We start from the raw sequence: 22,454 nt of genomic DNA on the forward strand, positions 1-22,454 counted from the left end.
TTCTCTCCGGTCGACGCTGGGGCCTCCCCAGGCGGTCCCCCGGGGTCGGGTCATGGTGACGCTGCGGAGTGTGACGGTACATCCCGCCCCCGTGTCAAACGGGAAAAGCCCGCAACGGCCACTCGAACGGTAACCCGACTACCACCGTTCCTGCCGCCCGGAGTGTCCAGACTCGGCCCGCCCTTATCCGGAGGGCGATCTACCGGTTACTGGGAGCGGCTGTGCCGCGCCGCTCCTCACAGGCGGGTGAAGCACCACGCGCCGAGGGCCAGGGAGATCACCGCGACGAGTCCCGCGACGGTGGCCGATGCGACGGGGCTCACACCCTGGGCGACCGGCCGGTGCCCGCGGGCGCGGGTCACGGTCCAGGCCAGCAACCCCGCTCCGAACAGGCAGAACACCGTCCCCGCGAAGATCGCCGGTCCACTCTCCATGATCCGCCGGCCCTCTCTTTCCCCTCGCTGGTACCGGTGCGGGGAGACCCTGCCACGCCCGGACGGCGGGCGGGCGAACCGGAGGTGAACTCGGGGGCCGCGGGACCGGGGCGAGCGGTCCGGAAGACCGCCCGCGACCCTTCGGAATTTCCTCGGAGGAGATTCCGAAACGAGGGGAAAACGCCGGGCGGCGGCCCGTGTCCGGTGGGAAAGGTGCGGCCCACGACAGCGATGTGGCCCGTGGGACCGTCACCGCCCGCCACCGCCCCGCGCTCCTCACCTCAGCGCATCTCAGCCGGCCGGCTCGAGGAACCCCTGTTCCACCAGCAGCCGGATCTGGGCCGGCGAACGGTCGCGCAGCAGCACCGGGTCCTCGCCCAGGAGCTGGGCGATGGCGTCCAGGATCCGACCCGCGCTCATCGTGCCGTCGCACACGCCCGCGAAGCCCGCGCCGATCGTGTCCACCTTGGTGGCCCGGCGCATCCCCCGGTTCTGGCGCAGCACGACGTGCTCGGGATCCTCGGCACCGGGCAGCCCGACCTGTTCCTGCACGACCTCGTCGGCCAGCCGGAAGTGCGCCTCCAGCAGCGCCGCGTCGTCGTGCGCCCGCAGGTAGTCGAGCCGCTCGAAGTGCGCCCTGACCGTCTCGCCGAGCGGCTGCTCGACCGGGTGCGGCCATTCCTCCACCGTGACCGAGGGCACGGCGGAGCCGGACCTGCGCAGGGTGATCCAGCCGAAGCCGACCGCCCGCACCTTGCGCGCCTCGAACTCGTCCAGCCACGCGTCGTAGCGCGCCCGGTACTCGGCCGGGTCCCCGCGGTGGTCGCCCGCGTCCCGCAGCCACAGCTCGGCGTACTGGGTGATGTCCTGCACCTCGCGCTGCACGATCCACGCGTCGCACCCGCGGGGCACCCACGACCGGAGTCTGTCCTGCCAGTCCTCCCCTTCGACGTGCTGCCAGTTGGCGAGGAACTGCGCGAACCCGCCCTCGTTCAGCCGTTCCCCCGTTTCCTGAACGAGCACCCGGCACAGATCGTCCCCGCCCATCCCGCCGTCGCGGTAGGTGAGCCGCGCCCCCGGCGAGATCACGAACGGCGGGTTGGACACGATCAGGTCGTACGTCTCGTCGTCCCGGACCGGCGTGAAGAGCGACCCCTCGCGCAGGTCGGCGGCCGGAACTCCGGAGAGCGCCAGGGTCAGCGCGGTGATGTGCAGCGCGCGCGGGTTGACGTCGGTGGCCGTCACGCGGGTGGCGTGCCGGGCGGCGTGCAGCGCCTGGATGCCGGAACCGGTGCCGAGGTCGAGCGCGGAGGCCACGGGCGTACGGACGGTGATGCCGGCCAGGGTGGTGGACGCCCCGCCGACGCCGAGCACGACGCCCTCGGCCCGGCTGCCGATGCCCCCGGCGCCTCCGACCGCGCACCCGAGGTCGGACACGATGAACCAGTCCTCGCCGGCCGGCCCGCCGTACGGCCGTACGTCCACGGTCGCGGTGAGCTGGTCCGCGCCCGCGCGCGCCAGCCACCCGCTCTCCAGGCAGACGTCGACGGGCAGGACCTCCGCGGCGCGCGCGTGCGCGACGGGCTGCTGCAGCAGGAACAGCCGCACCAGCAGCTCCAGCGGCGTGTCCCCGCGGGTCACCCGCAGGGCGGGCACGGTCTCGCTGCGGGCCAGGGCCGCGTACGCGGGAGCGCCGAGCAGTTCGAGCAGTCCGTCGGCGGTGAAGGAGGCTCCGAGCAGCGCGTCCCGTAGCCGGGCGGCGGCTTCGGGACGGTCGGACGAGGGCAGGGGCGGCAGGCTGGCGTCACTCACGCCCTCCATTGTGGCCGCCGCCCCCGGCCTGCGCGTCCCGCGGCCGCTGTCGCGGCGTCAGCTCTTGGTGGCCTGCGCCGTCGCGGTGGCCGTCTGGCAGCTGGACTGCCGGGACATCGCCTCGCCGACCTCACCCTCCTCCAGCGCGCTGAGGGCGTCGTTGCCGCTCTTGCTCAGCTTGTCCAGCTCGGAGGCGATGTCCTTGAGGCCGTCGGCGAACTTCGCCTGGTCGTCGGTGTCGAGGCCGTCGACCTGCTTCTTCAGCGAGGCGTAGGAGGCGGAGATGCCGTTGAGCTCCTTGACCGCGTCCGTCTGCTTCTTCTCGCCGTTCTCGACGTCCGGGGCCCCGGCCTTGGTCACGGCGGCACCGATCGCCCTGTAGGCGTCGGACATGTCCTGGAAGGCCTTCGAGTCGGCCTTCTGGACCTCTTCCGGCGTGCTGTTGTCCGAGGTCTCCTTCTGGATCGCGGCGTTGGCCGATCTGATCTTCGCGGCCTGCGGCTGCACCGCGTCGCAGACCTGCTTCGCCCAGGCGTCGAGCTTTTCGTTGGAGTCGTCGCCGCCGCATCCCGTCAGCGCCAGTACCAGTACCGCACCGCCGGACAGTGCGGCCGCGAGCTTCTTGTTCACCGGATTGGTCCCTTCCATGGCTCTCGGCCCCGGAACATACACGCCGGATGGACTACACCCACCCGTCGAACGTCCGTTAAGACACTTTTTAAAGCCATTTGCACCAAGGGAGACAAGGCTCACGGCCAGGGATTTCGCGGGCAGAGAAAGGGCGGGCGGCGCGTCAACACACGCCGCCCGCCCGCACCTTGATCCGGCGTCCGCTGCCCCTCCCTAGGAAACCACCGCCGGGTCGGCCGACTTGGGCTCCGGCTCGGCGTCGTCCTCGTCGCCCACGGCGATGCCGCGCCGCTTGGACACGTACACCGCGCCGACGATCACGACCAGCGCCAGGACCGCGATGAGCACCCGCATCCCGACGCTCTCGTCCGCGCCGTAGGAGAACTTGATGACCGCGGGCGCGATGAGCAGCGCCACCAGGTTCATCACCTTCAGCAGGGGGTTGATCGCGGGTCCGGCGGTGTCCTTGAAGGGGTCGCCGACGGTGTCGCCGATGACGGTCGCCGCATGGGCCTCGCTGCCCTTCCCGCCGTGATGACCGTCCTCGACGAGCTTCTTCGCGTTGTCCCACGCTCCGCCGGAGTTGGCGAGGAAGACCGCCATCAGCGTGCCCGCGCCGATCGCGCCCGCCAGGAAGGCGCCCAGGGCGCCGACGCCGAGCGTGAACCCGATGAAGATGGGCGCCATCACGGCGAGCAGTCCCGGTGTGGCGAGCTCCCGCAGGGCGTCCTTGGTGCAGATGTCGACGACCTTGCCGTACTCCGGTTTCTCGCTGTAGTCCATGATCCCGGGCTTCTCGCGGAACTGCCGCCGCACCTCGAACACCACGGAACCCGCCGACCGCGACACCGCGTTGATCGCCAGCCCCGAGAAGAGGAAGACGACCGCCGCGCCCGCGACCAGACCGACGAGGTTGTTCGGCTGGGAGATGTCCATCATCAGGCTCATCGGCGCGCCCTCACCGCTGAGCTTCTCGCCCACGTCCCGCGCGCCGGTGGTGATGGCGTCCCGGTACGAGCCGAACAGCGCCGCCGCCGCCAGGACGGCCGTGGCGATGGCGATGCCCTTGGTGATGGCCTTGGTGGTGTTGCCGACCGCGTCCAGGTTGGTGAGCACCTGGGCGCCCGCGCCCTGGACGTCACCGGACATCTCGGCGATGCCCTGGGCGTTGTCGGAGACCGGGCCGAAGGTGTCCATGGCGACGATCACGCCGACCGTGGTGAGCAGTCCGGTGCCCGCCAGCGCCACCGCGAACAGCGCCAGCATGATCGACGTACCGCCGAGCAGGAACGCACCGTACACGCCGAGCCCGATCAACAGGGCGGTGTAGACCGCGGATTCGAGCCCGATCGAGATGCCGGCGAGGACGACGGTGGCCGGACCCGTCAGCGAGGTCTTGCCGATGTCCCGCACGGGGCGCCGGGTGGTCTCGGTGAAGTAGCCGGTGAGCTGCTGGATCAGGGCGGCCAGCACGATGCCGATGGCCACGGCGACGAGCGCGAGGATCCGCGGGTCGCCGTCCCTGCCCTGGATCGCCGCGTCGGTGACGCCGTCGAGGTCGGCGTAGGACGACGGCAGGTAGACGAACACCGCGATCGCCACCAGCACGAGCGAGATCACTGCGGAGACGAAGAACCCCCGGTTGATCGCGCTCATGCCGCTGCGGTCGGCCCGCCTCGGGGCCACCGCGAAGATGCCGATCATCGCGGTGAGGACACCGATCGCGGGCACCAGCAGCGGGAACGCCAGCCCCGCGTCGCCGAACGCCGCCGAGCCGAGGATCAGCGCGGCCACCAGGGTCACGGCGTACGACTCGAAGAGGTCGGCCGCCATGCCCGCGCAGTCGCCGACGTTGTCGCCCACGTTGTCGGCGATGGTCGCGGCATTGCGCGGATCGTCCTCCGGAATGCCGTGCTCGACCTTGCCGACCAGGTCGGCGCCGACGTCGGCGGCCTTGGTGAAGATGCCGCCGCCGACCCGCATGAACATCGCGATCAGCGCGGCCCCGAGACCGAACCCCTCGAGCACCTTCGGCGCGTCCGCCGCGTACACCAGCACCACGCAGGAGGCGCCGAGCAGACCGAGGCCCACGGTGAACATGCCGACCACACCGCCCGTACGGAAAGCGATCTTCATCGCTTTGTGCGAGACCGCGGTGAGATCCTTTTCCGGTTCGCCCGCGGCCGGGGTGGCTTCGCGCGCCGCCGCCGCGACCCGCACATTGCTGCGCACGGCGAGCCACATGCCGATATAGCCGGTGGCCGCCGAGAACGCCGCTCCGATCAAGAAGAACACCGACCGTCCGGCACGCTGATTCCAGTCGTCCGCGGGCAGCAGCATGAGCAGGAAGAACACGATCACGGCGAATACGCCGAGGGTGCGCAGCTGGCGGGCCAGATAGGCGTTCGCGCCCTCCTGGACCGCCGCGGCGATCTTCTTCATGCTGTCAGTGCCCTCGCCGGCCGCGAGGACCTGGCGCACCAGGACTCCCGCGACCACCAGCGCCGCCAGCGCCACGACGCCGATGACCACCACGAGCAGGCGGTTGTCGTCGGTCAGCACGGCGGCTGCGAGGGATGTGGGTTGGCCCGACTCATGTGAGATGGAAAGCCCCGCCATTCGTCCTCCTTGACGCTTGGGCTGAGCTCAAGATGTGGACGGGATTGTAGGTACCGGAACCTGATCAAAACAGAGCGCGTGAATTATGAATGGCTGGCAACCACTCTTCTCGAATGATCGCCGGGCAACCGACGACTCGAAATCGGTAATGCTTTTGGAGCATTCACGTGATCGCATTTTCAGGGCCGATCGATCGTGAAGGAATTCACGCGATCAACCGCACGAGACCACTGTAAGCGCGGTGACCGATACCCGCACATGACGAAGGGCCCCACGAGGGGGCCCTTCGGGAAGAACAGTCGCCGTCCGGGTGAACCGGGTCAGCGATTCAGGCGAGCCGGCCGATCCCGGCGAGTCAGCGAGCCGGCCGAGTCAGCGAGCCGGCCGAGTCAGCCGAGCCAGCGAGTCGGCCGAGTGAGGCAAGTCAGGCGATGAGCGTGGCCGGCGGCGCGGTCGGCCACCTCATGCGGATCGACCCGCCGTGCTCCCCCGCGCTGACCTCGACGTCGTCGACGAGGCCGCTGATGACCGCGAGGCCCATCTCGTCCTCCTCGGTCTCCCCGTCGGCGTCGCCGGGCCCGTCTCCGGGCGCCCGCTCACCAGGGGCCGCATGGGGCGCCTCGTCGCCGACCTCGATGGAGAACTGCTTCTCCTCCTCGATCAGCAGCACCTTCACGGGTGCCGAGATGCCGCCGTTCTGATGCAGTCCCACGGCTCGGGAGCACGCCTCGCCGACGGCGAGCCTGACCTCGTCGAGGACGGCCTCGTCCACTCCGGCCCTGCGCGCAACCGCCGCCGCCACGAGACGGGCGGTCCTGACATGCTCGGGCAGCGCGCTGAAGCGGAGTTCAACGGTGGCCATGCATCCCCCTCGCAACTACGGGCGTGCTGTGGAGAGGCCGGGCCGCCGAACGCCCGGCCCGCCTCCTGGTTTCACTTCTGCCGCCCGGGCGCGACCGCCCGGGACCGGGGTGGTCAGTCGGTGGCCGCCACCGCTTCCTCGACCGAGGTGTGGATCGGGAACACCTTGGTGAGGCCGGTAATGCGGAAAATCTTGAGAATGCGCTCCTGGTTGCAGACCAGGCGCAGCGAGCCCTCATGGGCCCGGACGCGCTTCAGGCCGCCGACCAGCACGCCGAGTCCGGTGGAGTCGAGGAAGTCCACACCCTCCATGTCGACGACAAGGTGGAAACTGCCGTCGTTCACCAGCTCGACCAGCTGCTCGCGCAGCTTGGGCGCGGTATATACGTCGATTTCGCCACCGACCCTGACGATCGTGCGATCGCCCATGGTCTCGGTCGACAGGGACAGGTCCACGGATCCTCCAGCACCTAGCTATCGAGCGGTCGCCCTTGGGGCATCTCGGCCAAGCCCCCTGGACGGTTCGCCAGCCGCGATGGCATTCAATCACTTACCGGCAGGCGTGCACGACGCCTTGGCCCCATTGTCCGTCACGCCAGTGACACACTCGGTGCCGATGGCCAAGAATCACCGATCCGATCGACCCTCGACGGACACCCCGTCCAGGCCCTCGCCGGGCACGGTCCTGGACCGGCTCGCGTCCGGGCCGAGCCGGGCTGCGCGCGTCACTCATACGGAGCACTTGCCCCCGCGTGCGGGTCGCCATGCCGTCTGGCCGGACCGGATCCGCACGGAGGTCGTCGCCGCCGTGCGGGCCGCGGGCATCGACCACCCCTGGGTCCACCAGGCACGCGCCGCCGAGCACGCCCTGGACGGCGAGTCCGTCGTGATCGCCACCGGCACCGCGTCCGGGAAGTCCCTGGCGTACCTCGCACCGGTCCTGTCCACGCTCCTGGACGGCGCGGAGGCCCCGAACGGCCGCGGCGCGACCGCCCTCTACCTCGCCCCCACCAAGGCCCTCGCAGCCGACCAGTGCCGGTCGGTGAAGGAACTTTCACAAACACTGGGCCATTCGGTGCGCGCGGCGGCCTACGACGGCGACACTCCGTTCGAGGAACGCGAGTGGATCCGCCAGTACGGCAACTACGTCCTGACCAACCCGGACATGCTGCACCGCGGCATCCTGCCCTCCCACGCCCGGTGGTCCTCCTTCCTGAAGTCGCTGAAGTACGTCGTCATCGACGAGTGCCACACCTACCGGGGCGTGTTCGGCTCGCACGTGGCCCAGGTGCTGCGCCGGCTGCGGCGCCTGTGCGCCCGCTACGGCTCCTCGCCCGTGTTCCTGCTGGCGTCCGCGACCGCCGCCGAACCCGCCGTCGCCGCCGGCCGCCTCACCGGACTGCCGGTGGTGGAGGTGGCCGACGACGCCTCACCACGCGGTGAACTGGTGTTCGCCCTGTGGGAGCCGCCGCTGACCGAGCTGCACGGCGAAAAGGGCGCACCCGTCCGCCGTACGGCCACCGCCGAGGCGGCCGACCTGCTGACCGACCTCACCGTCCAGGGCATGCGCTCGATCACCTTCGTGCGCTCCCGGCGCGGCGCCGAACTGATCTCCGTGATCGCTCAGGAGCGCCTCGCCGAGGTGGACCGCTCGCTCGCCCGGCGGGTCGCGGCCTACCGGGGCGGTTATCTCCCCGAGGAACGCCGCGCCCTCGAACGCGCCCTGCACTCCGGTGAACTCCTCGGCCTCGCCGCGACGAACGCCCTCGAACTCGGCGTGGACATCTCCGGCCTGGACGCGGTGGTCATCGCCGGGTATCCCGGCACCCGGGCCTCCCTGTGGCAGCAGGCCGGCCGCGCGGGACGGTCCGGGCAGGGCGCCCTCGCCGTCCTGGTCGCCCGCGACGACCCCTTGGACACCTTCCTCGTCCACCATCCCGAGGCCCTCTTCGACCGGCCCGTGGAGTCCACCGTCCTCGACCCCGACAACCCCTACGTGCTCGCCCCGCACCTGTGCGCGGCGGCCGAGGAACTGCCCCTGACCGAGGAGGACCTGGACCTCTTCGGCCCGGCCACCGAGGAACTGCTCCCGCAGCTGGAGTCGGCGAAACTGCTGCGGCGGCGGACGAAGGCCTGGCACTGGACCCGCCGGGAACGGGCCGCGGACCTGACCGGCATCCGCGGTGGGGGCGGCCGGCCCGTGCAGGTCGTCGAGACCGGCACGGGCCGGCTGCTGGGCACGGTCGACGCGGGCGCGGCACACGCGAGCGTCCACGAGGGCGCGGTCCACCTGCACCAGGGCCTCACCTATCTCGTCCGCTCCCTCGACCTGGAGGACTCCGTCGCCCTGGTCGAACGGGCGAACCCGACCTACACCACGGTCGCCCGCGACACGACGGCCATCACCGTGCTGGAGACGGACACCGAGATCCCGTGGGGCGACGGCCGCCTGTGCTACGGCTCCGTCGAGGTCACCAACCAAGTGGTCTCCTTCCTGCGCCGGCGGCTCATCACCGGCGAAGTGCTCGGCGAGACGAAACTCGACCTCCCTCCTCGTACGCTGCGCACCCGCGCGGTGTGGTGGACGGTCACCGAGGACCAGCTCGACCGGGCCAGGATCAACCCGGAGATCCTCGGTGGCGCCCTGCACGCCGCCGAGCACGCGTCGATCGGCATGCTGCCGCTCTTCGCGACCTGCGACCGCTGGGACATCGGCGGCGTCTCGATCCCCCTGCACCCCGACACCCTGCTGCCCACGGTCTTCGTCTACGACGGCCATCCCGGCGGCGCGGGCTTCGCGGAACGCGCCTTCCACACCGCCCACGCCTGGCTCACCGCCACCCGTCAGGCCATCGCCTCCTGCGAGTGCGAGGCCGGGTGCCCCTCCTGCATCCAGTCCCCCAAGTGCGGCAACGGCAACGACCCTCTGCACAAGCGGGGCGCGGTCCGGCTGCTCACCGTGCTGCTGGCGGGGGCGCCGGGGGAGGCGCTGGAGGGGTCGGCGGAGGCTGAGCCGTCTGCGGGAGGGGGCGGGGCGGCGCCCGGGCCTGCTCCGGGGGCCTAGCCTGCGCTTGAGGCTGGGCCGGGACCCGAACCCATGGCCGGCGCCGCATCCGGGGCCGTGGGTTCCGCCGGGCCGGCAGGCGCCGCCCGTGCCCTGACCTCCACCGTGAACGGCCCCCGGCCCGACGCCACCGACACGTCCGACACCTCGCCGGTGATCACGCACCGCACGAGCCTCGTCCCCTGCGCGCGAGCCACCCGGTCCGCCCGCGCGCAGGCCTCCGTGCCGCCCCGCGTCCAGTGGTCCGCCGCCGCGAGCGCCGCCAGGTCCGCGCCCCCGGCCGCCCGGTGCCGGACCGCCACGGCGTGCCCCAGGGCCGCGACCACGCCGAAGACGACACACAGCACGGCGATCGCCCCGACACTCCAGACGGTCGCGGACCCACGGTCCGGACAGCCACCGGTCCCACGGCCGCCCAGCGCCACCGGCACCGACCCGAACCGCCGCCTGTGCGACGCGCCTCTCACGCCCCCTCCCCCACGAACTCCTCCGCCGCCGCGACGGCCTCCTCCCTCAGTTCGAAGGGCAGCCCGTGCAGAACCGGCGGCCTGGCCACGACGACCACCCGGACCTGCTCGGCCTCCCGGCTCACCGTGACCGTCGCGCCGGGCGGCGCCACCTCACGGGTCACCTCGACGACCACGTCCGGCGGATCCTGCCGGGCCGCCGCGCGAGCGCCCGTGCGCGCCGCGTCCACGCACTGGATCTGCGCCGCCACCACCAGCAGGCCCCAGACCAGCGCCGTGGCGAACATCACCAGGACGGGCAGCACCATGGCCGACTCCGCCGTCACGAACCCCCGGTCAGCGCGCCGCTCACATCCGGCCATCGAGTGCCTGCTGCACGATGTTCCGCAGCGCCGTGCTGACCGGCCCGCTGGTGACCACCTTGTAGAGCACCACGGAGAACGCCACCGCCGCGACGATTCCCATCGCGTACTCCGAGGTCACCATTCCCGTGTCCCGCCGTACCGCACGCGCCGCACATGCCGTGCGCACCGTGCGCATCAGGGCACGCACTCGCGCCCGCACCACCTGATACATGTCAACCCCCGTGAGAAGACGTCCTGTTGCTTCTGTCGCTCGTTCTGTCATGGGCTCTGTGATTCGTTCCGTGTCGTGTTCCGCGTGTCGTCCTGAGTTGCGTCCGGCGTTCGCTCCGTGATTCGCCGCGCTTCCGCCAGCCGGTCACCGTGTCGCTGCTGCCGCCGGCGACCCGTCACACACCACCCCCTCCCAGCACCCCACCCGCGAGCCCGATCACCACGGGCAGCACGCCGACCGAGATGAAGGCGGGCAGGAAGCACAGGCCCACCGGCGCGCTGATCAGGACCGCCGCCCGCCGGGCCCGTGCCGTCGCCGCGCGGGTCCACCGCGCGCGGGCCTCGGCGGCGAGCCGGGCCACCGGGGCGGCCAGCGGCAGCCCGGCCACATCGGCCCGCTCCAGCAGCCGGGCCAGGGACGCGGCCCCCGGGAGCGAGGCCAGGTCGCGCCAGGCCGCCCCCGGTTCACCGCCCAGCCGCACCTCCGCCGCGCCGCGGGCCAGCGCGTCACCGACCGGTCCGCCCAAGGCCTCTCCGACGGCCTGTGCGGCCAGTACCGGCCCCGCGCCCGCCGCGATGCAGGCGGACAGCAGATCCGCGGCCAGGGGCAGCTGACGTGCCGCCCGGGCGGTGTCCGCTTCCCGTGCCCCCGCGGCGGCCGGCGGCCGCCGCAGGCGCCACCGCCACAGCCCGGCCGCGGCGACCAGCCCCACGGCCACTCCGGCGAGACCGCCCACCAGCACCCACCCGGCACCCGCCACGCCCGCGTACGGCAGCCAACCCCGCAGGGCACTCAGTCGTGTGAGGCGTGAGGCGGTCGCCGTGCGCTCCAGGGCCAGCACCTCGGCCAGTCGTCGCCGCACCCGCCGCTCACGGCGCGTCCGGCTCCACCATCGCGCCAGCCAGGCGAGCACCGAAACGGTCCCCACCACCGCCCCCAGCCTGTGGATGACGTCCCCGCTCATGCCGTCACCTCCTCGGCGCCCCGCATGATCCGCAGGGCCCACCACAGCCCGAGGCCCTCCAGCACCGCGCCGGCCGCCAGGCAGACCAGTCCCGACGGTGTGTGCAGCAGGACGTGCAGCGGGTCCGCGCCGAGCGCCGCACCGAGCGCCAGGCCCACGACCGGCAGCCCGGCGAGCACCACCGCCGTGGCACGGGCACCGGCCAACTGGGCGCGCAGGTCGTCGCGCTGGTCCCGTTCGGCACGCAGCGCCGCCTCCAGCCGGTCGAGGCCGGCCGCCAGTCCTGCACCCTGGTCCACCGCCACCCGCCAGCACGCGGCGAGTCCCCGCAGCCCTTCGCCGCCCGGCTGTCGCGCCGCCGCGGCGAGCGCGTCCGGTACGTCCCCGCCGAACCGCGCTGCGGCCAGCACCGCCGCCTGCATGTCACCGAGCCCGCCGGAGTCCCGCGCGGCCGGCAGCAGCGCCTCCCCCGGCTGCCTCCCGGCGCGCACCTCACCGGCCAGCGCACCGCACAACGCGATCACCGCGTCCCCCCGCTCCTCCCGCACCCGGCGCTCCCCGGCGGCCCTGCGCATCCGCCGCAGCAAGGGCACCCCTGCCGCCCCCGCGACGGCCGGGAGCACCGACGCGCCCAGCACCGCCAGCACCCCGCCGACCGCCAACGACCACCACTCGGCACGCAGCCGCCCGCGGATCCGCTCGACGGCGCGGGCCGACCGGGGCCGGCCCGGTGGCCCGCCTCCCGCCGAACCGCCGCCGGCCAGCAGCAGCCGCGCCCGCCTGGCCCCGGCCTGCCCGCCGCCCAGCAGCCAGGCAGCGGTCCCCAGGCACGCCACGGCCGCGCCCGTCGACACCTCGGTCGTCCCGTTCATCACCCGATCCCCTCTCCCTGCCGTTCGCCGCCCGCGCTCCTGAGCAGCTCCCGCAGCCGCTGCCATCCGCGCTCGCGGGCGAAGGCCGTCGGCCCCCACCGCAGCGCCGGTACCGTCCGCACCAGCCCGGACGGGTCCCGTTCCAGCACGTGCACCTCCGCGATCCGCCGCCTTCCGGTCCGGTCGCGCACCAGGTGCAGCACCACCGAGACGGCGGCCGCCAACTGGCTGTGCAGGGCGAACCGGTCGAGTCCGGCGGCCGTACCGAGCGCCTCCAGCCGGGCCGGTACATCGGCGGCGGCGTTGGCATGGACGGTTCCGGAGCCTTCGTGCCCCGTGTTGAGGGCGGCCAGCAGGTGGACCACCTCCGCGCCGCGCACCTCACCCACGACCAGCCGGTCGGGCCGCATCCGCAGCGCCTGCCGCACCAGGTCCTCCAGGGTGACGAGGCCCGCGCCCTCCTGGTTGGCGGGTCTGGTCTCCAGGCGCACGATGTGCGGGTGATCGGGCCGCAGTTCCGCCGAGTCCTCGGCCAGGACGATGCGTTCGTCCGGCCCCGCGAGTCCCAGCAGCGCACTCAGCAACGTCGTCTTGCCACTGCCGGTCCCGCCGCTGACCAGGAACGACAACCGGGCGTCCAGCAGGGCGCGCAGCACGCGGTCGCCATCCGGTGGCACCGTCCCGGCCGCGATCAGCTCCTCGAGGGTGAAGGCACGGGGCCGGACGACACGCAGGGACAGGCAGGTGCAGCCGACGGCCACCGGGGGCAGCACCGCGTGCAGCCGGGTCCCGTCGGGCAGCCGCGCGTCGACCCAGGGCCGGGCATCGTCCAGGCGCCGGCCGGCCACGGCGGCCAGCCGCTGCGCCAGGCGCCGGACGGCCGTCGCGTCCGGGAAGGAGATGTCGGTGAGCTCCAGTCCCCCGCCGCGGTCCACCCAGACCCGGTCCGGCGCCGACACCAGCACGTCGCTCACCGAGGGATCGGCCAGGAGCCCTTCCAGCGGCCCGCTGCCGACCAGCTCCGACCGCAGCTGGTCGGCCGCCACCAGCACCTCGGAGTCCCCGAGCACCCGCCCCTGGTCCCGCAGTGCCTGCGCCACCCGCGCGGGGGTCGGCTCGGCCCCGCTCTCGGCCAGCCACCGCCGCACCCCGTCGAGCAGGCCGGGAGGCAATCCGGCGCCGGTCACCGTCGCCCTCCTCATGCCGTCCTCGCCTCCACCAGCGCCCGCTCCCAGAACTCCTTGCAGAAGCGGGCCAGCGGGCCCCGGCCGGATGCCCCGGGTGGCCGCCCGGTCTCGTACGGGCGGTGCAGGACGGGCTCGTCGGGGACGGCCCCCGCGAGGGGCAGCCCGAGCAGCCGGGCGACCTCGCGGTCGTCCAGGCCCGGCGCGTACGGTCCGCGCACCACCACGCGCAGGTCGCGCAGGACCATGCCCACGGCGGAGGCGACGCGCCCCGCCGCGGCGACGGCGCGCAGTTCCGCGGGGACCACAAGGAGCCCGAGGTCGAGCTGGGCGAGGGCTTCGGCGACCCCGTCGTCGACACGGCGCGGCAGGTCGACCACGACGGTGCCACCACCACGCCGTGCCGCGGCGAGCACCGCGCGGACCGCCCGGGGCGGCACGGCGAGGCAGTCGCCGCGGTCCCAGCTGAGCACCCGCAGCGAGTGCAGTTCCGGCAGTGACTCCTCCAGGGCGCCGCCGCCGACCCGGCCGCGTGACGCGGCGAACGCGGGCCATCGCAGTCCCTTGGCCGACTCGCCGCCGAGCGCCACGTCGAGTCCGCCGCCCAACGGGTCCGCGTCGACCAGGAGGGTGCGCAGTCCCTCACGGGCGGAGGTGACGGCGAGCGCGCACGCGAGCGTGGACGCTCCGGCGCCGCCCCGGCCGCCGATGACGCCGACGGTCAGGGCGGGCCGTCCGACGCCCTCGGCCACGTCGGCGATGCGGTCGACGAGCCACTGCTCGCCGTCGGGCAGCATCAGCACATGGTCGGCGCCGATCTCGACGGCCCGCCGCCACACCCCGGGATCGTCCTGGTCACGGCCGACCAGCACGACTCCCGGCCTGCGCGCCGCGCCGCGCACCCGTCGGGCGGCGTCGTCGCCGACCAGGACGAGTGGCGCTGCCTCCCAGCTGCCCCTCGGCTCCGGCACTCCGTGCTGGACCTCCGGTGTGGCGCCGGCCGCCGCGCACAGGCGCAGCAGATCGTCGAGGAGTGCGGGATCCTCGGTGACGATCAGCGGTGCCCCGGGCCGGCCTCCTCCGGCGGCGGGTGGCGGATCGTGCGTGATGGTTCCGGCCATGTTCGTCCCCCTTTGCTGTATCTCTCGCGAGCCTCCGCGGCCCCGCGATTCCCAGATGCGGAAGAACCGGCAAGCGGCCTTCCAATGAGCGGCCGCAGGAAACCGGCCGTACGCGACCCGGCAAACGGAAGTGGGCGTGAACTCACGGCGAGCGGGGCGCGCTGGAAACACGGTGCAGCGATCCGGGAAAACTTGTGGATCTTGGTGGATAACTGTGGACGGATCGACGGCTGTGAATATCGCGGTCACTCATACAGGTGAGCCCCGCTCATGTCCTGTACGGGACCCACAGAGCAGCCCATTGGCTACCCAGGGTAACTAGTCATGAGCACGACAATCGCGCATCGCTCGGCACCGGCCGACCGATCAGACCGCGAAAGGAAGCGAGAAAACCCACCCGGACATGCGACGACCCCCGCCGGGGGGGAGAGCGGGGGTCGTCCCCACGGCCGACTCGGGGGGGGAGGAGTCGGACCGGGTTAGCACGGTCGCGAACGATCCGTGACTTCCATGGTGTACCCGAGAGCCATCTCAGGCAAACCCACGCGCCCCACCTTACGCCGAATGGGCTGCGCCTATGCTCAAGGACGTGGAAAACCACTCGTTGCCGCGCACAGCCGCCTTCTTTGACCTGGACAAGACGGTCATTGCGAAGTCGAGCACGCTCACGTTCAGCAAGTCGTTCTACCAAGGCGGCCTGATCAACCGCAGGGCGGTCCTGCGTACCGCATATGCCCAGTTCGTGTTCCTGGCCGGTGGCGCCGACCACGACCAAATGGAGCGGATGCGCAAGTACCTGTCCGCACTGTGCCGCGGCTGGAACGTCCAGCAGGTCAAGGAGATCGTCGCCGAGACGCTGCACGACCTGATCGACCCGATCATCTACGACGAGGCCGCCACCCTCATCGAGCAGCACCACACCGCGGGACGCGACGTCGTGATCGTGTCCACCTCGGGCGCCGAGGTGGTCGAGCCGATCGGCGAACTGCTCGGCGCGGACCGGGTCGTGGCGACCCGCATGGTGGTCGGCGACGACGGGTGCTTCACCGGCGAGGTGGAGTACTACGCGTACGGACCGACCAAGGCCGAGGCGATCAGGGAGCTGGCCGAGTCCGAGGGCTACGACCTGGCCCGTTGCTACGCCTACAGCGACTCGGTGACCGACGTGCCGATGCTGGAGTCCGTGGGCCACCCGCACGCCGTGAACCCGGATCGCGCGCTGCGCCGTGAGGCCCTGGCGCGGGGCTGGCAGATCCTCGACTTCCACCGGCCGGTCCGGCTCAAGCAGCGCTTCCCCACGTTCTCCGTACCGCCGCGTCCCGCATTGGTCGCGGCGGCCGCTATAGGAGCCGCGGCGGCCACCGCGGGCCTGGTCTGGTACGCCAGCCGGCGCCGCACGACAGTGGCCTGACCGCCCCTTCCGCGCGACGCGGCGGCGAACGCCGACCGGACCCACCCCACCGACGCCCGTTCAGCACCTCTTTGAACCCAAAAGTAAAGAAGCAGGGCCAGGACTTCCGCTTACTTCGAACCCGGAGTACAAAGGACTTGACGGCCCGCGAGACCAAGGACATCCGCGAGGATCACCTTCACAACGCATTTGGCCCCACGGACCGAGCATGAACACCGGGAACCCACGCGACGTCGACCCGTCGATTACGGGCCAGCCGCACCAGGGGACGGGCAAAGAACCCGACCTGATGGGCGTACATCGAGGACGCTTGGTAACGCGGTGGACATGCCAGCGGCGGTACGAGCGATCGTACCGCCGCATTTCTGCGCGGCCCCTTGTCCGGGCCCCTGTCCAGCCCTTTTACGCGGCCCCGCGCTGGAGCGCCTCGCACACCGCCGTCGACTCGCGCGCCCCCAGCTCGATCGCGCGGCCGCAGTGGGCGATCCAGGCGGCCACACCCTCAGGAGTGCCGGAGACATAGCCCTCCAGCGCCGCCAGATAGGCCTCCCGCCCCAGCTCGGCATGCCCGACCTCGGCGGGGCAGACCGACTTGGGGTCGAGCCCGCTGCCGATCAGCACGATGCGCTCGGCCGTACGCGCGACCAGGCCGTTGTGGGAGACGAACGGGCGCAGCGCGAGAAGCTCGCCGTGCACGACCGCGGCCGTCACCAGCGCCGGGGCGGAACCGCCCGCGATGACCAGGTCGGCCAGTCCCTCCAGCCGGCCGTGCGTTTCCGCCGCACTCGGCAGCGACAGCCCGACCGGGGGCTCGTCGACCGGCTCGCCCTCCTGCCGCGGCCGCCCGACCTGCTCACCCTTGTCCGCAGCGGCGACCAGGTGCAGCCGGGCCAGCACCCGCAGGGGCGACTGCCGCCAGATGGACAACAACTGACCCGCCTCGGCGGTAAGACGCAGCGCGGCGCCCATCGCGCGGGCCTCGTCGTCACCGCTGAAGTCGCTGCGTCGGCGCACCTCTTCCAGGGCCCAGTCCGCGCCGGCCAGCGCGGCCGAACCACGGGCGCCGCGCAGCGCCGCCTCGGAGGTGATCTCGTTGCTGCGCCGCCGCATGACCCGGTGCCCGTAGACCCGGTCCACGGCCTTGCGCACGGACTCCACGGACTCGGCCACGCCGGGCAGGGAGCCCAGGGCCGCAAGGGGGTCCGCGCCGGCCGAGCTCTTCCGAGGGCCCTGGGGCGAATCGGCGGTCGCGCCTGTCGTACTCATGAGTACGACCCTACGCACCCGCGGCGCCCACCCCACGATGGAGTGGTCTTCTTCACGCCCACCGGACACACACGGCAATCACTCCATTACTCTTGGTGAACATGAAAATTGCTTTCGTGGGGAAGGGCGGCAGCGGAAAGACGACCCTGTCCTCTCTGTTCGTCCGTCATCTCGCCGCATGCGGCGCCCCGGTCGTCGCGGTGGACGCCGACATCAACCAGCACCTCGGGGCCGCGTTGGGTCTGAACGAGGAGGAGGCGGCCGCCCTGCCCGCGATGGGCGCGCACCTTCCGCTGATCAAGGAGTACCTGCGCGGCACCAATCCGCGCATCACGTCCGCCGACACGATGATCAAGACGACTCCGCCCGGCGAGGGCTCCCGGCTGCTGCGCGTGCGGGAGGACAACCCGGTCTACGACGCCTGCGCCCGATCCGTGGAACTCGACGGCGGGGCCGTCCGTTTGATGGTCACCGGCCCCTTCACCGACGCCGACCTGGGGGTCGCCTGCTACCACTCCAAGACCGGAGCGGTGGAGCTGTTCCTGAACCACCTGGTGGACGGCCCCGGCGAGTACGTCGTGGTCGACATGACCGCCGGCTCGGACTCCTTCGCCTCCGGCATGTTCACCCGCTTCGACATCACGTTCCTCGTGGCCGAGCCGACCCGGAAGGGGGTCTCCGTCTATCGCCAGTACAAGGAGTACGCCCGCGACTTCGACGTCACCCTGAAGGTCGTCGGCAACAAGGTGCGGGACCAGGACGACCTCGACTTCCTCCGCGCGGAGGCCGGGGACGACCTGCTGGTGGCCGTGGGGCACTCGGACTGGGTGCGGTCCATGGAGAAGGGCCGGCCGCCCCGGTTCGGCCTTCTGGAGGAGTCCGGCCGGCACGCCCTGAGCCTGCTGCACTCGGCCGCCGACGCGACCTACGAGCGGCGCGACCGGGAGCGGTACACCCGCCAGATGGTGCACTTCCACCTGAAGAACGCCCGGTCGTGGGGGAACGAGCGCACCGGGGCCGACCTGGCGGCTCAGGTCGACCCCGGGTTCGTGCTCGGGGAGAGAGTCACGGCGTCCGCCTGACGCTCACCGCCGGGCCGCCGGGGCTCCGGGCACCCCCTTGGGGGCCGGGGCCGGGTGGTCCGCCGAGAAGGACTTCCAGCCCCGCTTCGGGGCCTCGCCGACGTCCAGCGAGCGCAGTTTCGCCAGGGTCGCCGGGTCCTGGGCGTCCAGCCAGTCCACGAGTTGCCGGAAGGAGACACAGCGCACGTCGGGGGTGTTGCAGACCTTCTCGACGACCTCCTCGACGGCCCGCATGTAGGTGCCGCCGTTCCAGGACTCGAAGTGGTTGCCGATGATCAGGGGCGCGCGGTTGCCCTCGTAGGCCCTCTCGAAGCCCCGGAGGAGACCGTCCCGCATCTGGTCGCCCCACAGCTCGTGCTTGGCGGGGTCGCCCTGGGTGGTGGTGCCGGACTGGTTGACCATGAAGTTGTAGTCCATGGTGAGCTGTTCGAAGGGGTGCCCGGGGAAGGGCACGAGCTGCAGCGGCAGGTCCCACAGTCCTTGCTTCTTCTTCGGCCAGACCTGGTTGCCGATCCCGCTGGTGTCGTAGCGGAAGCCGAGGTCCCGGGCGGCCCTCATGAAGTTCTTCTGCCCTTCCAGGCAGGGCGTGCGGGCTCCGATGAGCTCCTTGTCGTAGTCGAAGGGCAGCGGGGCCGCGTTCTTCATCCCGGCGTTGGTCCTCCAGCTCTTCACGAAGCGTTTGGCCTGGGAGATCTCGTCCTTCCAGTCCGCCACCGACCATTCGCCGACCCCGCCATCGCTGCCGCAGAAGTGGCCGTTGAAGTGGGTGCCGATCTCGTTGCCCTCGAGCCAGGCAAGGCGGAGTTGCTTCACGGTGTCGGCGATGCCCTGCCGGTCGTTGAAGCCGATGTCGGAGCGGCCCGGGGAGTGCTGCGGCGGGCGGTACAGGTCGCGCTTCTCCTCCGGCAGCAGGTACACGCCGCTCAGGAAGTAGGTCATGGTCGCGTTGTTCTCCCTGGCGACCTTGCGGAAGTGGGAGAACAGCTTCTGGCCGTCCTCGCCCGCACCGTCCCAGGAGAAGACGACGAACTGCGGGGGCTTCTCGCCGGGCTTCATCCGCTCGGCACGGGGCAGATGGGGCTGGGCCCCGGTGTACGCGGTGGAGCCGTCGCCGATCAGCCGGACGACGTTCTTCGGCGCGGGCGCCGGTTCGGCCTTGCGCTGGCCCCCTGCCTGCTCGCCGGTGCCGTCGGCGCCGGTCCCGCAGCCGGCGAGCGAGGCGAAGCAGACCGCGACGATCACGGTGCCCGTGACGATCCTGTGGGTGGCGGCCATCCGCCCACCTTCTTCCTTCTCTCGGGCCGAGCTCGATGAGGGCGTTCCGGGTGCTGTGCCGCTCGGGGCCGACAGCGCCGCCAACGTCGCACGGAACGAAGAAGGAATTAGTACGACAAGCCGATGAAATATCCAGATCACTCGCCAGAGTGATTGATTCCTCCATTTGCCCGGAAAGTCTATGCCAGTCCTTTACTCTGAATTACGATCTGTTTACAGATAGTTACCGCATCCCGCCGTTTTGGGGCCGTGCCCCACGGCCGCGACCGCCCCCGCCGCCGAGCGGGGCCCACCCGTTACGCGACCGCGCAGACCCGGAGGAGACGGGAGACCATGTCAGCCTGCGTTCCCGCCCGCGCCGCCGACTCGGACCGCACCGAGCGCACCCACCCACCCCACAGCCCGCCGCCGACCGGACCCCGGCGCTTCCGCATCGCGAGCGCCGATGTGTCGGCTTCGATCGCGGTCTTTCTGATCGCCCTTCCCCTGTCCCTCGGCATCGCACTCGCCACCGGCGCGCCCCTCCAGGCCGGCCTGGTCGCGGCGGCCGTGGGCGGACTGGTCGCCGGACGGATCGGCGGCTCACCCCTCCAGGTCAGCGGCCCGGCCGCCGGACTCACCGTCGTGACCGCCGACCTCATCCAGCACTACGGCTGGCGGACGACCTGCGCCATCACCGTCCTCGCCGGTCTCGCCCAGCTCGGGCTGGGCTGTCTGCGGGTGGCGCGCGGCGCGCTCGCCGTCAGTCCCGCGATCGTGCACGGCATGCTCGCCGGCATCGGCGTCACCATCGCCGTCGCCCAGTTGCACATCGTCCTCGGCGGCACCCCGCAGAGCTCCGTCCCCGACAACGTCCGCGCGCTGCCGGCCCAGTTGGCGAACCTGCACCCCGCGGCCCTGGCGGTGAGCCTGCTGACCCTGTCCCTGCTGCTGCTCTGGCCACGGGTGCCCGGCCGGGCCGGGCGCGTGTGCCGGGCCGTCCCCGCCGCCCTCGTCGCCGTGGCCGGTGCCACCGCCGTCGCCGCCGCGGCCGGCCTCGTCCTGCCCAAGGTGGACCTGCCGTCCTGGCGCAACCACGCCCTGGCCGGGCTGCCCGAGGGCCCCGTGCTCGGCCTCGCCGCCGCCGTGCTCACCACGACCCTGGTGTGCAGCGTGCAGTCGCTGCTCGGCGCGGTGGCCGTGGACAAGCTGGTGTCCAAACGCCCCGGTTCCGGCCACGTCGGACGATCCGACCTGGACCGCGAACTGCTCGGGCAGGGCGCGGCCAACATCGTCTCCGGCTCGCTCGGCGGACTGCCCGTGGCCGGAGTCGCGGTCCGCAGTTCCGCGAACGTCCACGCGGGTGCCGTGAGCCGGAACTCCACGATGCTGCACGGCGTTCTCGTAGTAGCCGCCGCACTCCTGCTGGTCCCGCTCCTGGAGTGCATCCCGCTCGCCTCGCTCGCCGCCCTGGTGATGGCCGTCGGCATCCAGATGGTGTCCCTCAACCACATCCGCACGGTGACCCGCCACCGGGAAGTCCTGGTCTACGCCGTCACCACCCTCGGCGTCGTGTCCCTCGGCGTCCTGGAGGGCGTTGCGCTGGGCATCGCGGTGGCCGTCGGCGTGGCCCTGCACCGGCTCACCCGCACCCGTATCACGCACGACGAGAAGGAAGGAGTCCATCACGTACACGTCCGGGGCCAGTTGACGTTCCTCGCCGTGCCCCGTCTCAGCCGGGCGCTGCACCTCGTGCCTCAGGGCGCGGACGTGGTGGTGGCGCTGGACGGGTCCTTCATGGACCACGCGGCGTACGAGACGCTGCACGACTGGCAGAACACGCACACCGCGCGGGGCGGCACCGTCCACATCACCGGCCGCCGCGCCGGGGTCCGGATCGCCGAACCCGCCGCCCTCACCTCCGCGGACCCCACCGACGGGCCCGAGGAGGCCGGCGCATCCGACGCCGACTGCCGTTGTCGGCCCTGGACGGCCTGGCGCAACCACCAGTGCGACCGCCCGCACTCCCGGCCGGGCGGCCACCGACGGCCCCGGACGGCCGAGGAAGGGAGGGGAACACAAGGAACGGACACAGCAGACGCGGCCACAGCAGACACGGACCGGGACGGCGAGTTGCTGCCGGCCGGCATCGGTGGCCACGAACTGATGCGGGGCATCAGCACGTTCCAGCGCACCACCGCTCCTCTGGTGCGCGGCGAGCTGGCCCGGCTGGCGCGCGAGGGACAGCGCCCCACGCAGCTGTTCCTGACCTGCGCCGATTCACGCGTGGTCACGTCCATGATCACGTCCAGTGGTCCCGGAGACCTGTTCGTGGTGCGCAATGTCGGCAACCTCGTGCCGCCGCCCGGCGCGGAGAGCGGCGACGACTCGGTGGCGGCCGCCATCGAGTACGCCGTGGAGGTGCTGGCGGTGCGGTCGATCACGGTGTGCGGACACTCGGGGTGCAGTGCGATGCAGGCGCTGCTCGACTCCGATCCGGGCGGCGCCCGTACGCCGCTGAGACGGTGGCTGCGGCACGGGCGGCCGAGCCTGGAGCGCCTGCGCACGGACGCGGACGGCGGACGCCGGCCACGGCTGGCCGAGCGGACGCCCGCCGACACCGTCGAGCAGCTCTGCCTGACGAACGTGGTGCAGCAGCTGGAGCATCTGCGCGCCCACGAGGCGGTGGCCCGGGCCCTGGAGAACGGGACCCTGGAGCTGCACGGGCTCTACTTCCACGTGGGTGAGGCCCAGGGCTATCTGCTCGCGGAGCGGGACGAGGAGTGGGTGTTCGACCGGGTGCGGGCCGTGGACCTGGCGATGTGAGGTGACGCGTC

General features: G+C 72.1%; 19 protein-coding genes. 4 read left to right on the forward strand and 15 right to left on the reverse strand.

Going from position 1 to position 22,454, the window contains the following annotated elements:
- Positions 1–236: 236 nt before the first annotated feature.
- From FHX78_RS15630 to bldG, 6 genes are all read right to left on the reverse strand, one after another.
- Positions 237–434, reverse strand: coding sequence for a hypothetical protein (locus FHX78_RS15630; protein WP_145868073.1), 198 nt, complete (start codon positions 432–434; stop codon positions 237–239).
- Between the two features lie 291 nt (positions 435–725).
- Complete coding sequence (locus FHX78_RS15635; protein ID WP_189908560.1) at positions 726–2,255, reverse strand: DUF7059 domain-containing protein; 1,530 nt, start codon at positions 2,253–2,255, stop codon at positions 726–728.
- A 48-nt stretch (positions 2,256–2,303) separates the two neighbouring features.
- Entirely contained in the window at positions 2,304–2,894 is a 591-nt protein-coding gene (locus FHX78_RS15640) for a small secreted protein (RefSeq protein ID WP_145868075.1), read from the reverse strand.
- Positions 2,895–3,089: 195 nt separating this feature from the next.
- On the reverse strand, positions 3,090–5,495 hold the full coding sequence (locus tag FHX78_RS15645; protein WP_145868076.1) for a sodium-translocating pyrophosphatase: 2,406 nt from the start codon (positions 5,493–5,495) through the stop codon (positions 3,090–3,092).
- 424 nt (positions 5,496–5,919) lie between these two features.
- The gene (locus FHX78_RS15650) at positions 5,920–6,357 is read right to left on the reverse strand and encodes an ATP-binding protein (protein ID WP_145868077.1); all 438 of its coding nucleotides are present in this window, start codon (positions 6,355–6,357) and stop codon (positions 5,920–5,922) included.
- A 113-nt stretch (positions 6,358–6,470) separates the two neighbouring features.
- On the reverse strand, positions 6,471–6,812 hold the full coding sequence (bldG, locus tag FHX78_RS15655) for an anti-sigma factor antagonist BldG (protein WP_003991900.1): 342 nt from the start codon (positions 6,810–6,812) through the stop codon (positions 6,471–6,473).
- Between the two features lie 79 nt (positions 6,813–6,891).
- Between bldG and FHX78_RS15660 the strand changes: the two genes are divergently transcribed.
- Positions 6,892–9,420, forward strand: coding sequence for a DEAD/DEAH box helicase (locus tag FHX78_RS15660; protein WP_145868078.1), 2,529 nt, complete (start codon positions 6,892–6,894; stop codon positions 9,418–9,420).
- Here FHX78_RS15660 and FHX78_RS15665 read toward each other — a convergent pair.
- The 7 genes from FHX78_RS15665 to ssd form a co-directional block, all read right to left on the reverse strand.
- A complete protein-coding gene (locus FHX78_RS15665) occupies positions 9,417–9,839 on the reverse strand; it encodes an Rv3654c family TadE-like protein (RefSeq protein WP_145872000.1) in 423 nt (140 codons plus the stop codon). The two genes, FHX78_RS15660 and FHX78_RS15665, sit on opposite strands and share 4 nt — an antisense overlap.
- Positions 9,840–9,883: 44 nt before the next feature.
- A complete protein-coding gene (locus FHX78_RS15670) occupies positions 9,884–10,249 on the reverse strand; it encodes a TadE family type IV pilus minor pilin (protein ID WP_145868079.1) in 366 nt (121 codons plus the stop codon).
- Complete coding sequence (locus FHX78_RS15675) at positions 10,236–10,463, reverse strand: DUF4244 domain-containing protein (protein ID WP_145868080.1); 228 nt, start codon at positions 10,461–10,463, stop codon at positions 10,236–10,238. Before FHX78_RS15675 ends, FHX78_RS15670 begins: the two co-directional genes overlap by 14 nt.
- A 175-nt stretch (positions 10,464–10,638) precedes the next feature.
- Positions 10,639–11,427 carry a type II secretion system F family protein gene (locus FHX78_RS15680; RefSeq protein WP_145868081.1) on the reverse strand — a complete coding sequence of 263 codons (789 nt, stop codon included), beginning with the start codon at positions 11,425–11,427 and terminating at the stop codon, positions 10,639–10,641.
- Positions 11,424–12,299 (reverse strand): type II secretion system F family protein, encoded by an 876-nt coding sequence (locus FHX78_RS15685; protein WP_145868082.1) that lies wholly within the window; start codon positions 12,297–12,299, stop codon positions 11,424–11,426. Before FHX78_RS15685 ends, FHX78_RS15680 begins: the two co-directional genes overlap by 4 nt.
- Entirely contained in the window at positions 12,299–13,501 is a 1,203-nt protein-coding gene (locus tag FHX78_RS15690) for a TadA family conjugal transfer-associated ATPase (RefSeq protein ID WP_145868083.1), read from the reverse strand. Before FHX78_RS15690 ends, FHX78_RS15685 begins: the two co-directional genes overlap by 1 nt.
- On the reverse strand, positions 13,498–14,604 hold the full coding sequence (ssd, locus tag FHX78_RS15695; RefSeq protein ID WP_145868084.1) for a septum site-determining protein Ssd: 1,107 nt from the start codon (positions 14,602–14,604) through the stop codon (positions 13,498–13,500). Before ssd ends, FHX78_RS15690 begins: the two co-directional genes overlap by 4 nt.
- Positions 14,605–15,181: 577 nt before the next feature.
- On the opposite strand from ssd, the gene FHX78_RS15700 reads away from it, so the two are divergent.
- Positions 15,182–16,015, forward strand: coding sequence for an HAD family hydrolase (locus tag FHX78_RS15700; RefSeq protein WP_145868085.1), 834 nt, complete (start codon positions 15,182–15,184; stop codon positions 16,013–16,015).
- A gap of 402 nt (positions 16,016–16,417) precedes the next feature.
- Here the strand turns inward: FHX78_RS15700 and FHX78_RS15705 are convergent, their stop codons facing one another.
- Positions 16,418–17,281, reverse strand: coding sequence for a Fic family protein (locus FHX78_RS15705; protein ID WP_145868086.1), 864 nt, complete (start codon positions 17,279–17,281; stop codon positions 16,418–16,420).
- 101 nt (positions 17,282–17,382) lie between these two features.
- On the opposite strand from FHX78_RS15705, the gene FHX78_RS15710 reads away from it, so the two are divergent.
- The gene (locus FHX78_RS15710) at positions 17,383–18,363 is read left to right on the forward strand and encodes an ATP-binding protein (RefSeq protein ID WP_145868087.1); all 981 of its coding nucleotides are present in this window, start codon (positions 17,383–17,385) and stop codon (positions 18,361–18,363) included.
- Between the two features lie 3 nt (positions 18,364–18,366).
- Here FHX78_RS15710 and FHX78_RS15715 read toward each other — a convergent pair whose 3' ends face one another.
- Positions 18,367–19,638: a polysaccharide deacetylase family protein gene (locus FHX78_RS15715; protein ID WP_145868088.1), complete on the reverse strand. Its 1,272-nt coding sequence runs from the start codon at positions 19,636–19,638 to the stop codon at positions 18,367–18,369.
- 333 nt (positions 19,639–19,971) lie between these two features.
- Here FHX78_RS15715 and FHX78_RS15720 point away from each other — a divergent pair, with 333 nt between their 5' ends.
- Complete coding sequence (locus FHX78_RS15720) at positions 19,972–22,443, forward strand: bifunctional SulP family inorganic anion transporter/carbonic anhydrase (protein WP_145868089.1); 2,472 nt, start codon at positions 19,972–19,974, stop codon at positions 22,441–22,443.
- The last annotated feature ends 11 nt before the right edge of the window (positions 22,444–22,454 follow it).

It is taken from the genome of Streptomyces capillispiralis (assembly GCF_007829875.1).
Taxonomy (GTDB): Bacteria; Actinomycetota; Actinomycetes; order Streptomycetales; family Streptomycetaceae; genus Streptomyces; species Streptomyces capillispiralis.